Source organism: Geodermatophilus sp. SYSU D00700 (assembly GCF_054050255.1).
In genome coordinates this window covers 205,660-218,279 of record NZ_JBJGZA010000002.1, presented here as the reverse complement: position 1 = coordinate 218,279, position 12,620 = coordinate 205,660, and the positions used below count along the sequence as shown (strand labels likewise).

Here is a 12,620-nt window from a genome sequence, read left to right as displayed (position 1 = left end):
TACCGGGAGCCACCGACAGTTCTCGCAGTTCCCGGTGCCGCAGAGGACGGTAGGAAGCGACGGCGGACCCGTCCAACACCCCATGTGCACCGCGTTCTGCACAACTTGTGGACAAGTCGGTGGACAGCCCGAGTCGACATGTGGAGACGGGCGGGACACCGGCCGGACATGCCGTGGTCCTGCGCGCGTCACCTGCGCGGTGACCACCCACCGGCTGTGGACACGAGAAAGACCGGCGTGCCGGACGCCCGGGCGTGTCGTGTCGTCCCGCCCGGCGCAGCCGTCACAGCACCGGCCGTGACGGCACGGGCGGCGTGTCGACAGGACCGCACGTCGTCATCCCGCCGGCCGCCGTCCGGCCAGCCCGAGGGCGGCGAGCAGCGCCGGCCAGTCCAGCGCGCCGCCGCTGTCGGCGAGGACCGCGGCGAGCTCCCGGTCCACCGCCTCCACCACGGCCAGCCCGTCGGCCAGCAGCCGACGCCCCGGACCGGTGACCCGCAGCCCCGCTCGCCGGCCGCGGCCCGGGCCGGCGGACTCCACCGCGCCGAGCTCGACGAGCCGGCCGACGGTCGCGTGCATGCTCTGCGTGGTGACCCGCGCCCGGCGGGCCAGGTCGGAGTAGGACAGCCCCTCGTCGCGGGCCAGGTGGCCGAGCGCGCCGAGCAGCCGCAGCGAGAGCCCCAGCGGCGCGAGCCGGGCGGTGAGCAGGTCCTCCATGGCCCGACCGGTCACCACCAGGGCCATCGCGGTGCTGGTCGGTGGCGGGCCTCCCGTTCCCTCCGCTGCCGTCACGTCCGCATGATCGCAGGCCGGTTGTTTCAGTCTGGCTGATACTGTGGGTGGCACCGACCGAGGAGGTCCCGTGGCTGCAGTGCTGCTCAGCGTCCACGTCGTCGTGGCCGTCGTCTTCGTCGGCGCCGTGACGATCGCGGTGAGCCTGTTCCCCCGCTACGCCCGGCAGGCGCTGGAGGGGCGCGACCCGGCCGCGGTGCCCGCGCTGCGCCTGCTGCACCGGGTCACCCGCGTCTACGCCGTCCTGTCGCTGGCCGTGCCGGTGTTCGGGATCGCGACGGCGAGCTCGCTGGGGGTGCTCACCGACGCCTGGGTGCTGGCCTCGATGGCCTTGACGCTGCTCGCGGCGGGCGTGCTGGTCGGCGTCGTCCTGCCGGGCCAGCAGGAGGTCCTCGCGGCCGCCGCGGGGGAGGGGACGGACGGTGGCGAGGGAGGCCCGGGCGTCGGGACCGTCGCCGGCACCCTCACCGGCAGCACGACCCGCGTGCGGCGGCTGGCGATGGCCTCGGGGACGTTCAACCTGGTCTGGGTGGTCGTGGTGGTGCTCATGGTCGTCCGGCCGGGCTCGACGACCGGTGTCTGAGTCACCGACCCGCTGGCTGGCGCTGGCCACCGCGGCCGAGCTGGTCACCCTCACCGTGCTGCTGGTCAACCTGGTGACCGTGCACTGGGCGCCGCTGGCCTCGGCCGTCGGGCCGCTGCACGGCACCGCCTACCTGGTCACCGCGGTCCTCGCCTGGCAGCTCCCGCTGCCCCGGGCCGTGCGGCTGCGGGGCCTCGTGCCCGCCGTCGGCGGACTGCTGGTGCTGCACGCGGCCGGCCGCGCCGATCCCGACCCCGCACCGGGGAGCTGACGGGGCCGGAGACGGCAGGAGGGGCGCCGGACGACGTCCGGCGCCCCTCCTGGGCGGTGCTCCACGCCTCCCCGCAGGGAGGCGGCGTCAACCGGCGACGACCTCGATCGCCAGCTGGGTGGTGACCTCCGGGTGCACCCGCACGGTGACGGTGTGCTGACCGGTGGTCTTGATGCTGCTGGGCAGCTCGATGCGGCGGCGGTCGAGCTCCGGGCCACCGGCGGCCGTGACGGCCGCGGCGACGTCGGCGGTGGTGACGCGGCCGAAGAGGCGGCCACCGTCGCCGGCGCGGGCCGGCACCCGGACGGTCAGGCCGGAGAGGCGCCCGGCCACGGCCTGGGCCTCCTCGAGCGACCGCACGTCGCGGGCGGCACGCGCCCGGCGCAGCGACTCGACCTGCTTCTCGGCACCGCGGGTGGCGACGATGGCCAGGCCGCGGGGCAGGAGGTAGTTGCGGGCGTAGCCGCCCTTGACCTCCACGGTGTCACCGGAGGACCCGAGACCGGTGACCTCCTGCGTCAGGATCAGCTTCTGGGTGCTCATGGTCAGCGCGCCGTCGAGGTGTAGGGCAGCAGGGCCATCTCACGGCTGTTCTTCACGGCCGTGGCGACGTCCCGCTGGTGCTGGCTGCAGTTGCCGCTGACGCGGCGGGCACGGATCTTGCCGCGGTCGGAGATGAACTTCCGCAGCAGGGTCGTGTCCTTGTAGTCGATGTAGGTCGCCTTGTCCTTGCAGAACTGGCAGACCTTCTTCTTGGGCTTGCGCACGGGGGGCTTGGGCACTGGGTTCTCCAGGTACGACTAGTGGTGGGGAGATGGAACGGCCCTCTCGCAGGGGCCCCCGCCGCGCGGAGCGTGGCGCGGGGAGCGAGGGGGTCCTTTCTCAGAAGGGGGGCTCGTCGGACGGGCCGGCGGGCGTCGACCACGGGTCGCTCGCCCCGCCACCGCCACCGCCGCCGCCGCCACCGAAGCCGCCACCGCCGCCGCCGCCGAAGCCGCCGCCACCCTCACCGCGGGAGGCACGGGTGACCTTCGCGGTGGCGTAGCGCAGCGAGGGGCCGATCTCGTCGACCTCGAGCTCGACGACGGTGCGCTTCTCGCCCTCCTTGGTCTCGAACGAGCGCTGCTTGAGGCGCCCCGAGACGATGACCCGCGAGCCGCGGGTGAGGGACTCGGCCACGTTCTCGGCCGCCTGCCGCCAGACGTTGCAGCGGAGGAACAGCGCCTCGCCGTCCTTCCACTCCTGCGACTGCCGGTCGAAGGTGCGCGGCGTCGAGGCGACGGTGAAGTTGGCGACCGCGGCCCCCGACGGCGTGAAGCGCAGCTCCGGGTCGGAGGTCAGGTTGCCGATGACGGTGATGACGGTCTCGCCGGCCACGGTCAGTGGACCTCGGGCCGCATCAGCTTGGTCCGCAGGACCGACTCGTTGAGGTTGAGCTGGCGGTCGAGCTCGGCGACCGCGGCGGGCTCGGCCTGGATGTCGATGACCGCGTAGATGCCCTCGATGTTCTTCTTGATCTCGTAGGCCAGGCGGCGCCGGCCCCAGATGTCGGTCTTGACGGTGCCACCGGAGTTGGTGACGACGGTCAGGAACCGGTCGAGGGAGGGAGCGATGGTGCGCTCCTCCAGGTCGGGGTCGAGGATGACCATCAGTTCGTAGTGACGCACGGAGAACCCCACCTCCTCTGGTCTGTGGCGGCTGCAGGACGTCTGCAGCAGGAGGGTCGTACACGCGTCGCGCGCCCGGTCCCGCCGGGACGGCGGACGGACGCGCCCCTCCAGGCTACCAGCGCGGCCGGGAGCCCCGGTCACCGTCACCGGGCCTGACTACCGTCGCCGGGGTGAGCACGCAGCCGATCGGCGTCCACGTCGGACCCGGACTGACCGAGGACAACGAGCTCGACGCCGGCGGTCCGCTGGCCCGGGCGGCGGAGGTGGACGCCGACGCGGTGCAGGTGTTCCTCGGCGACCCGCAGGGCTGGAAGCCGCCGCCGCCGCGTCCCGACGCCGAGGCCCTGCTCGCCGGCGACGTCGCGGTGTTCGTGCACGCGCCCTACGTGCTCAACGTGGCCTCGACCAACAACCGGATCCGCATCCCCAGCCGCAAGAACCTCGCCGTGCACGCGCGGGCGTCGTCGGCGATCGGTGCCCGCGGGATGGTCGTGCACGGCGGGCACGTGCTGGCCAAGGACGACCCGGCCGCCGGCTTCGACAACTGGCGCAAGACGTTCGCCCGGCAGGCCGACGACGGCGGCTTCCCGCTGCCGCTGCTGATCGAGAACACCGCCGGCGGCGAGAACGCGATGGCCCGCGAGCTGGGCGCGGTGGCCCGGCTGTGGGACGCCGTCGGCGAGTTCGGCGCGGGGTTCGTCCTCGACACCTGCCACGCCTGGGCCGCCGGCTGGGACCTCGCCACCGCCGTCGAGGACGTCCGCGCGATCACCGGCCGGGTCGACCTGGTGCACCTCAACAACAGCCGCGACCCGCAGGGCTCCGGCCGCGACCGGCACGCGCCGCTGACGTCGGGCGAGATCCCGCTGGAGCTGCTGCTCGGCGTGGCCCGCGCCGCCGGCTGCCCCGTCGTCCTCGAGACCCCCGGCGACCCCGCCTCGCACGCGGAGGAGGTCGCGCTGGTCCGCGAGGCGCTCGGGTAGTCGCCCGCCCGGACCGCCGTCCTCCCTCACCCTGCGACGTCCTCCCTCGTGGCCGGACGTGAGGGAGGACGCCCGACGATCAGGTCACCTGATCCCGGTGCCGGCGGCGCAGCACCACCCGGTCGGCGGCGCCGTCGAGGGGGCCGCCGGCCGGGTCGTCGACGGCCGGCCACGAGGTCCGGACGACGTCGCCGTCGGGACGCCACACGTCCCGCACGACCAGGCCGACCAGGACGCAGACGGCGAGGTCGCGGACGCCGACCGCGAGGAAGAACCACTCGACGCCGACGCCGCGCTCGCCGGTGCCCAGGTACCAGAGCATCCGCACCACCCACAGCACCACCTCGGTGGCCTGCCAGAGCAGCAGCGAGCGCCAGCGCGGCCGGGCGAGCACCGCCAGGGGCAGCAGCCACAGCGAGTACTGCGGGCTCCACACCTTCGTGACCAGCAGGAAGCCGGCCACCAGCAGGAAGGCCACCTGCGCCACCCGCGGGCGCACCGGTGCGGCCAGCGTCAGCCAGCCGACGGCGGCGACCACCAGCAGCACGCAGACCGCCACCAGCGCGTTGAGCACCACCGGCGTCTCGCCCTGGGCGAGCGGCCCGTCGAACAGGTCGCCGCCGGCGGCGGTGATGGCCATGTTCCACAGCGTGTCCGGATCGGCCGGCCGGGAGCTGTTGAGCCGGAAGAACAGCGACCAGTTCTCCGGGGCCAGCAGCGCGACCGGGACGTTCACGGCCAGCCAGGCGGCCCCTGCCGCCAGCGCCGCGCGCAGCCACACCCGCAGCCGCCCCGCGCGCAGGCAGAGCAGGAACAGCGCGAGGAGCAGCAGCGCGGGGAACAGCTTCGCGGCCGCGCCCAGGCCGAACAGCACGCCGGCCGTCACCGGCCGGTCGCGCGCCCAGGCCCACAGCCCGCAGGCCGCCAGCGCGACGGCGAGCAGGTCCCAGTTGGTGAACGCGTGCACGAACAGCAGCGGCGAGAGCCCGATCAGCGCCGCGTCCCACGGGCGGTGACCGGAGGCGCCCAGCACGGCCCGGACGGTGACCAGCGCGCACAGGCTCAGCAGCAGGCAGGTGGCCACGTAGTAGGCCTGCACCGGCGGGACCTGGGGGAGCAGACCGGCCGCCGCTGCGAGGCTCTCGTAGCCGCGGCCGAGCACCGCGGCGAGCGCCATGAGCGCGCCGGTGAGCACCGGGTACTCCACGGCTGCGTCGAGGTAGGGGACGGCACCCTCGCCGAGGCCGTGGATGCCGAACAGCGGGACGGCGTCGGAGTAGCAGAGGTGCGTGTACTGCACCGACCCCGCCCAGTTGCCGTCCGAGCACGGGGACTGCTTGAGCCACGCGGCGGCGAGCACGACGGTGGCGTAGAGCAGGCAGACGCGCAGCGGCGTCCAGAACAGCGCCCGGCCGGTGACCGCGTGCCGCCCCCACGGGCCGCCGACGGCCTCGCTGGCCTGGGCGGCCACCGGGTCCGACCAGGTGGGCACCACCCGGTCGGGACGGCGGCCGGCGCCGGGCCCGGGCGTCCCCGCAGACGCCGCGGGCCCGTCCGCCGGCTGGGGTGCCGGAGCGGACGGGCCCGTGGGGGAGGAGCTCACCGGGTCAGTGTGCCCGGGGCGGTCAGCCGGTCGGTTGCGCCTGGGTCTCCGGCGCGGGAGCCGGCGACCCGCCCTGGTTGCCGCCGCCGGTGCCGCCCCCGTTGCCGTCCTGCCCGCCGCCCCCGTTCTCGAAGACGTCGGGGACCCCGTTGTTGTTCTCGTCCCCGGGCGGCCCCTGATCCGCCGGCGGCGGGGTGGTCGTCGTCGGTGCCGGCGGCGTGGTCGTCGTCGGCGGAGCCTCGGTCGTCGGCGGGGCCTGCGTGGTCGGCGGGGCCTGCGTGGTCGGCGGGGCCTCGGTGGTGGGCGCGGGGACGCCGTTGCCGGTGTCCCCGCGGATGACCGCCCGGTCGGGCAGGTCCTCCTCGGGCGTGCCGGCCAGGGCGGTGTCCATGAACTGCTGCCAGATCGCGCCCGGCAGGCCGGCGCCGTAGATGATCGCGCCGTCGGCGTTGCGGATCGGCTCGTAGCCGTCGGTGCCCATCCACACCGCGGTGGACAGGGAGGGCGTGTAGCCCACCATCCACGCGTCGGAGTTGTCGTCGGCGTCGATGCCCTGCGTACCGGTCTTGGACGCCGCCTCCCGGCCGCCCTCGAGGGCGCGGCGGGAGTGCTGCGCCACGCCCTTCAGGGCGAAGGTGGTGTCGGCGGCGACGTCGGGGTCGATGACCTGCTCACCCGGGCCGACGCCGCTGTCCAGCAGGACCGCACCCTCGGTGTCGGTGACCCGGGCGACGAAGTGCGTCGGCTGGCGGACGCCGCCGTTGGCGAGGGTGGCGAACCCGGCGGCCTGGTCGATCGGGCGCATCTCGTACTCGCCGATGCCGATCGAGGAGCCGGTGACGCCCGAGCCCGGCGCGGTCAGGGTCGGCTCGTCGTCGAGCAGGCCACCGTTGGCCGGCCAGGTCTCGGGCATGCCCGTGGCGGCCAGCGCCGTCTCGCGGACGTTGTCCGGGCCGACCTCGTAGGCCAGGCCGTAGAACGTCGTGTTGAGCGAGCGGGTCATGGCCTCGACCAGGGTGCAGGCCCCGCAGGAGACCCCGCCGGAGTTGCGCACCGGCGCCTCGCGGTCGGGGAAGGTCTGCGGCGAGCTGCCGTCGCGGCGGGAGTTCACGCCGATGCCCTGGTCGAGCGCGGTGGCCAGCACGTAGGGCTTCATCGACGAGCCGGGCTGGCGGCGCGCCTGGGCGTAGTCGACGGCGCCGTCACCGGCACCGACGCGGCCGCCGTAGTACGCCCGCACCGCGCCGGTCCTCGGGTCGACGGCGACCAGCGCCTGCCGGAGGTTGTCCGGCTGGCCGTCCATGACGTCGTCGACGGCGGCGATCGCGGCGTCCTGGGCCGCCTTGTCCACGGTCGTGGTGATGCGCAGGCCGCCGGCCCGGATCTGCTCGTCGGAGTAGCCGCGCGCCTCGAGCTCGTCGATCGCCTGCGAGACCACCAGGCCCTCGGGACCGGTGGGGATGCCCAGCGCCGAGGACTCCGGCCGCGGCAGCACCGGCGGGTAGACCGACGCGTCGCGCTCGCCCTGCGTCATCCACCCCTCCTCGACCATCGCGTCGAGGACCAGGCCCCAGCGGTCCTGGGCGCCCTCGGGGTTGCCCTCGGGGTCGTAGGAGCTCGGGCTGCGCACCAGGACGGCGAGCACCGCGCCCTGCTGGGGGGTCAGCTGCGCGGCGGGGACGCCGAAGAAGGTGTTCGCCGCGGCCTCGATGCCGTAGGCGCCGCGGCCGAAGTAGATGGTGTTCAGGTAGTTCTCGAGGATCTCGTCCTTCGAGTACTGGTTGTCCAGCTTGACCGCCAGGAAGAGCTCCTGGAACTTGCGGCTGAACGTCTGCTCGTGGCTGAGGAAGGCGTTCTTGACGTACTGCTGGGTGATCGTCGAGCCGCCCTGCGTCGAGCTGCCGGTGAGGTTGTTCCACGCGGCCCGGACGATGCCGGTGAAGGAGATGCCCGGGTCGGAGTAGAACTCCTTGTTCTCCGCGGCGAGGATGGCGTTGCGGGCGCCCTCGGAGACCTGGTCCAGGCCGACGTTGGTGCGGTTGGTGTCGCCGAGGCGGGCCATCTCGGTGGTGCCGTCGGCGTAGTAGACGACCGTCGTCTGCGCGTTCTGCACCGAGTTGGGGTCGGGGACCTCGGTGGTGGCGTAGACGACGCCGACGAAGACGCCGAGCAGCACGAACAGCCCGCCGAGGGTGGCCAGCGCGACCTTGAGCCGGCGACGGCGGCGCTGCTTCGTGGTGCGCGCCTTCTTGCCGGCCGCGGGGCGGGCGCCGGGGGGCCGGGACCCGCCGGGGCGGGCGCCGCCGGTCCGTCCCGCCGTCGTGCGGCCGCGGTCACCCCCGGACGGCCGGCGGGCACCTCCGCCCGCGGCGGTCGTCCGGGCGGACGGCCGCCGCGGCGGGCCGCCGGACGGCCCGACCGGCGAGGTCTCGTCGTGGGGAGGCACCAGGGAGCCCCTCCTCGGTAGTCGGTGGGCAGGACGGGATCCGGCCCAGCGTGGCGTTCTCGGCTGTGTGCACCGGGGAGGACGCGCGGAACGCGCCGCGTCCCCGGGACGCGTGTGACGGACGGGTCCGCCGGTGGTGCAACCGCCGGAGCGGCGGTGCTAGTCCGTGGCAGCGCGGCGGCGCCGGCGCGGCTGCCGTCCGGGCTCGGGCTCCGCCCCCAGGACGTAGGAGCAGTCCAGGTGGTTCCACCCGCACCCGCGGCACACCTCGACGGTGTACACGGAGAACTCCTCCTGCGCGGCGTCCATCCGGGCGAGCTCCGCCTCGGTCTTCGCCTGCCCGGACACGTGGCCCAGCCCTTCACCGTAGACGTAGTTCACCAGTGCGAGGCGCTCGCGGCGGCAGACCGGGCAGGGGAGGTCGGTCTGCTGACCGTGGTACCTCGCCGCCCGGGTCAGGTAGGGGCTGGCGTCACAGACCTCGAAGAGCCCGGTGCGCCCGGCCTGGACGTCCGCGAGGACCGCTCGCCGGTGCAGCGAGTAGTCGACGACGGAGCGACGTCCGGGCACGGCCGCCAATGTACGCAGGTGCGCCGGCCGCCGGGAGCCTCACGAGGACCCGCGCCGGCCCGCACCGACCGGCGGCGGACCGGCGCGGCTGCCGGGTCCCCCGGTCGGGCGACGCACCTCGACCGGTCGGGCGACGCACCTCGAGTTGCCCACGCGTTCACCCCCCGATGTATCGTCTCGATACATCGACCGGCAGGGACCGATGGGGGGCGAGGTGCTCGAGTTCGCCATCCTCGGGTTGCTGCAGCAGTCCCCGATGCACGGCTACGAGCTGCGGAAGCGGCTCGCGGAGGTCCTCGGCGGGCTGCGCAGCATCTCCTACGGCTCGCTGTATCCCGCGCTCAAGCGGTTGCACGCCGCCGGGCTGGTCACCACCGACGAGCCCGACCGGCGCACGCCGCTGCCGGCCGACGCACCGCCGTTGACCGGCCGGCGCGGGAAGGTGGTCTACACGATCACCGCGGAGGGCAAGGAGCGCTTCGCGGAGCTGGTCAGCCAGGCCGGTCCCGAGGCGTACGACGACGACAGGCTGTTCGGCGTCCACCTCGCCTTCTTCCGGCACACCGCCGCCGACGTGCGGCTGCGCATCCTCGAGGGGCGCCGCCGCACGGTCGAACGGCAGCGCGACGGCCTGCGGTCCTCACTGGCGCGGACCCGCGAACGGCTCGACCGCTACACGCTGGAGCTGCAGCGGCACGGCCTGGACTCGGTCGACCGGGAGGTGCGCTGGCTGTCGGAGCTGATCGACAGCGAGCGCCGCCGGCCCGACCCGGACCCGGACCCGGCGAGCCGGACCGGGGAGGACTGACCACGGCACGACTGCAGGCACCACCGGCTGCGCCGCCACCGCAGCCACCGCCAGGACCGGAACGGTCCCGCGACACGGACCACCGGGTCCAGGGAGAAGGGAAGACCATGGGAGCTGTCAAGGTCGCCATCGTGGGCGTGGGCAACTGCGCCGCCTCGCTGGTGCAGGGCGTGCACTACTACCGGGACGCCGACGAGACCAGCTCGGTGCCCGGCCTCATGCACGTCCGCTTCGGCGAGTACCACGTGTCCGACGTGCAGTTCGTCGCCGCCTTCGACGTCGACGCCAAGAAGGTCGGCCGCGACCTCTCCGAGGCGATCGTCGCCAGCGAGAACAACACGATCAAGATCTGCGACGTCCCCCCGCTGGGTGTGACCGTGCAGCGCGGTACCACCCTCGACGGCCTGGGCAAGTACTACCGGGCGACGATCGAGGAGTCCGACGAGCAGCCGGTCGACGTCGTCGCCGCCCTGCGCGAGTCCGGCGCCGACGTCCTGGTCTGCTACCTGCCGGTCGGGTCGCAGCAGGCCGCCGAGTTCTACGCCCAGGCCGCCCTCGACGCCGGTGTCGCCTTCGTCAACGCCCTGCCGGTCTTCATCGCCGGGACCAAGGAGTGGGCGGACAAGTTCACCGCCGCCGGCGTCCCGATCGTCGGCGACGACATCAAGAGCCAGGTCGGCGCCACCATCACCCACCGGGTGCTCGCCAAGCTCTTCGAGGACCGCGGCGTGCAGCTCGACCGCACGATGCAGCTCAACGTCGGCGGCAACATGGACTTCAAGAACATGCTCGAGCGCGAACGGCTGGAGTCGAAGAAGATCTCCAAGACCCAGGCCGTCACCAGCCAGGTCGACCGCGACATGGGCACCGACAACGTGCACATCGGCCCGTCGGACCACGTGCCGTGGCTGTCGGACCGCAAGTGGGCCTACGTCCGGCTCGAGGGCCGCGCGTTCGGCGACGTCCCGCTGAACCTGGAGTACAAGCTCGAGGTCTGGGACTCCCCGAACTCGGCCGGCATCATCATCGACGCCGTCCGCGCCGCCAAGATCGCCAAGGACCGCGGGATCGGGGGCCCGATCCTCTCCGCGTCGTCCTACTTCATGAAGTCCCCGCCGGTGCAGTACAGCGACAGCGAGGCCCGCGACGCCGTCGAGGCCTTCATCCGCGGCGACGTCGTGTAAGGACCCCCGTCCAGCACCTCACGCAGGCCCGTCCCCCGCACCGGGGGGCGGGCCTGCGGCCTGTCGGGAGCCGCGGGCCGCCGCCGCGCTGCATACGCTGGCCGCCATGCCGCGCCGCCTGCTCGCGACCGCGCTGGTCCTGCTCGGCGTCGGGCTGACCGGCTGCTCGGGCGACCAGACCGACCGGCAGCCCGGCGACCCGGTGACCGCCGAGGAGGCCGAGGTGCTGGCCGGGCTGCTCGCCCGCGGTGTCGAGGAGGAGGGCGGCGCCGACGTCGTGGTCACCGCCCCGTTCGGCGAGGACGGCCTGCTCACGCTCACCGGCGAGGTCGACCTGGCCGGTGGAGCCGGCCGGGCCCGGGCGGTGACCTCCTACGGGGACGAGCGGCCCGACGACGTCCGCACGCTGTTCTTCACCCGCGACCAGGTCTGGTTCGGCGACGTGCCGGGCCTGCCCGAGGCGCTGGCCGCCGCGGGCCTGCCCGACGTCCCGTTCGTCCGCCGCCCGCTCGCCGCCGGGCCGGACGCGGTGCCGCTGACCGACGTCCTCGTGCAGGTGGTGCTCAACCTGGGCGCGGAGGAGGCCGACGAGGCGGCCGCGTTCCTCGACGGCGCGGCGACGTGGGAGGGGCAGCGCTCGATCGACAGCCGGCTGGCGTCGGTCTACGCCTCGGAGGCGGGCTGGTCGGTGGCCGTCGACGACACCAGCGACCTGCTGCTGCAGTACGAGGCCGCACTGCCCGGTCCGGAGACCGAGGTGACGGTGACGCTCGCCGACCACGGGCCGCGGACGATCGCGCTGCCGGAGGAGGGGCAGACCCTCGACGCGGTCGCGCACCCGGAGGTCGCCGCCGCCCTGGGCCTGTGAGCGGGTCCGGACATGGGGGGAGGGGGCGGCCTCTTCCCCAGACCGCCCCCTCCGGGGATGTTCCTACCAGAACCGGTCGGCAGGCGCAGCACGACGGCGTGTCCCGGGGAGTCGGACCACCCGGGAGGGTCAGTTCGCCGACGGGTCGGCCGGCGCCGTCGACAGCACCGCCAGCCGGCCGGTCTGGCGGCCCAGCACCGCGCGCCACAGCTCCGGGCCGGAGAGCTCGCTGAGGACGTCGCCGGGCGTCCCCGGCACGCACGCCCACGCGCCCTCGGCGATCTCGGCGGCGAGCTGACCGGGCGACCAGCCGGCGTAACCGGCGAACACCCGCAGGCCCGCGACGCCGCCCTCGAGGGCGTCGGGGTCGGCGTCGAGGTCGACGAGGTAGACGTCACCGGCCACCCGGCGCAGGCCCTCCGGCTCGGTGCCGTGCCCGGGGCAGGCGGCCAGGCACAGCGCGGTGTCGGTCTCGCACGGGCCGCCGACGTGGAACACGCCCGGCTCCACGGCGAGGTCGCACCAGCCGGGCAGCACGTCGCGGATCTCGACCTGGCTCGGCCGGCCCAGGACGACGCCGAGGGTGCCGCTGTCGTTGTGGTCGAGCACGTAGACGACGGTGCCGGCGAAGTTGGGGTCGCTCAGCGCCGGCATGGCGACCAGCAGGGATCCCGGGGCGACGTCGTCGAGCGTGCCGGTCGACAGCGTGGGGACCGCCGCGCGACGCCGGCCCCGGGCCGCCCGGGCGGGCCGGCCGGAGTCGGGGTCGGGTGACGAGGGCACCGAGGACATCGGAACCAGTGTGCATCAGTCCGGCGCCCGGGGGAGGGTGGGGCCGCCCC

Annotated in this window: 15 protein-coding genes; 6 read left to right on the top strand and 9 right to left on the bottom strand. The window is 74.4% G+C overall.

The features are described 5' to 3' along the window. Positions 1-336: 336 nt before the first annotated feature. Complete coding sequence (locus ACI79V_RS02740) at positions 337-792, bottom strand: MarR family winged helix-turn-helix transcriptional regulator (protein ID WP_456886601.1); 456 nt, start codon at positions 790-792, stop codon at positions 337-339. Positions 793-862: 70 nt separating this feature from the next. Here ACI79V_RS02740 and ACI79V_RS02735 point away from each other — a divergent pair, with 70 nt between their 5' ends. Both ACI79V_RS02735 and ACI79V_RS02730 read left to right on the top strand, forming a co-directional pair. Next, complete coding sequence (locus ACI79V_RS02735; protein WP_456886599.1) at positions 863-1,375, top strand: hypothetical protein; 513 nt, start codon at positions 863-865, stop codon at positions 1,373-1,375. Next, positions 1,368-1,646: a hypothetical protein gene (locus tag ACI79V_RS02730; RefSeq protein WP_456886598.1), complete on the top strand. Its 279-nt coding sequence runs from the start codon at positions 1,368-1,370 to the stop codon at positions 1,644-1,646. Before ACI79V_RS02735 ends, ACI79V_RS02730 begins: the two co-directional genes overlap by 8 nt. A gap of 87 nt (positions 1,647-1,733) precedes the next feature. Here ACI79V_RS02730 and rplI read toward each other — a convergent pair whose 3' ends face one another. The 4 genes from rplI to rpsF form a co-directional block, all read right to left on the bottom strand. Then, the gene (gene rplI, locus ACI79V_RS02725) at positions 1,734-2,189 is read right to left on the bottom strand and encodes a 50S ribosomal protein L9 (protein WP_456876982.1); all 456 of its coding nucleotides are present in this window, start codon (positions 2,187-2,189) and stop codon (positions 1,734-1,736) included. Positions 2,190-2,191: 2 nt separating this feature from the next. Then, positions 2,192-2,428, bottom strand: coding sequence for a 30S ribosomal protein S18 (gene rpsR / locus ACI79V_RS02720; RefSeq protein ID WP_073422051.1), 237 nt, complete (start codon positions 2,426-2,428; stop codon positions 2,192-2,194). A gap of 100 nt (positions 2,429-2,528) precedes the next feature. Continuing rightward, positions 2,529-3,023, bottom strand: coding sequence for a single-stranded DNA-binding protein (locus tag ACI79V_RS02715; RefSeq protein ID WP_456886596.1), 495 nt, complete (start codon positions 3,021-3,023; stop codon positions 2,529-2,531). Between the two features lie 2 nt (positions 3,024-3,025). Next, positions 3,026-3,313 (bottom strand): 30S ribosomal protein S6, encoded by a 288-nt coding sequence (rpsF, locus tag ACI79V_RS02710; RefSeq protein ID WP_456876984.1) that lies wholly within the window; start codon positions 3,311-3,313, stop codon positions 3,026-3,028. A gap of 173 nt (positions 3,314-3,486) precedes the next feature. On the opposite strand from rpsF, the gene ACI79V_RS02705 reads away from it, so the two are divergent. Next, positions 3,487-4,299: a deoxyribonuclease IV gene (locus ACI79V_RS02705; protein ID WP_456886594.1), complete on the top strand. Its 813-nt coding sequence runs from the start codon at positions 3,487-3,489 to the stop codon at positions 4,297-4,299. A 79-nt stretch (positions 4,300-4,378) separates the two neighbouring features. Here ACI79V_RS02705 and ACI79V_RS02700 read toward each other — a convergent pair whose 3' ends face one another. From ACI79V_RS02700 to ACI79V_RS02690, 3 genes are all read right to left on the bottom strand, one after another. After that, positions 4,379-5,902, bottom strand: a complete 1,524-nt coding sequence (locus ACI79V_RS02700) for a glycosyltransferase family 87 protein (RefSeq protein ID WP_456886592.1) — start codon at positions 5,900-5,902, stop codon at positions 4,379-4,381. A 22-nt stretch (positions 5,903-5,924) separates the two neighbouring features. Next, positions 5,925-8,348 (bottom strand): transglycosylase domain-containing protein, encoded by a 2,424-nt coding sequence (locus ACI79V_RS02695; RefSeq protein ID WP_456886590.1) that lies wholly within the window; start codon positions 8,346-8,348, stop codon positions 5,925-5,927. Between the two features lie 159 nt (positions 8,349-8,507). Next, positions 8,508-8,918, bottom strand: coding sequence for a DUF5318 family protein (locus ACI79V_RS02690; RefSeq protein WP_456876989.1), 411 nt, complete (start codon positions 8,916-8,918; stop codon positions 8,508-8,510). 202 nt (positions 8,919-9,120) lie between these two features. On the opposite strand from ACI79V_RS02690, the gene ACI79V_RS02685 reads away from it, so the two are divergent. From ACI79V_RS02685 to ACI79V_RS02675, 3 genes are all read left to right on the top strand, one after another. After that, positions 9,121-9,726, top strand: a complete 606-nt coding sequence (locus ACI79V_RS02685; RefSeq protein ID WP_456876990.1) for a PadR family transcriptional regulator — start codon at positions 9,121-9,123, stop codon at positions 9,724-9,726. Between the two features lie 107 nt (positions 9,727-9,833). Then, positions 9,834-10,910 (top strand): inositol-3-phosphate synthase, encoded by a 1,077-nt coding sequence (locus tag ACI79V_RS02680; RefSeq protein WP_456886588.1) that lies wholly within the window; start codon positions 9,834-9,836, stop codon positions 10,908-10,910. A gap of 106 nt (positions 10,911-11,016) precedes the next feature. Further along, the gene (locus ACI79V_RS02675; protein WP_456886586.1) at positions 11,017-11,778 is read left to right on the top strand and encodes a hypothetical protein; all 762 of its coding nucleotides are present in this window, start codon (positions 11,017-11,019) and stop codon (positions 11,776-11,778) included. Positions 11,779-11,907: 129 nt separating this feature from the next. On the opposite strand, the gene ACI79V_RS02670 is transcribed toward ACI79V_RS02675, so the two are convergent. Beyond that, positions 11,908-12,570 carry a YqgE/AlgH family protein gene (locus tag ACI79V_RS02670; protein WP_456886584.1) on the bottom strand — a complete coding sequence of 221 codons (663 nt, stop codon included), beginning with the start codon at positions 12,568-12,570 and terminating at the stop codon, positions 11,908-11,910. Positions 12,571-12,620: the final 50 nt, after the last annotated feature.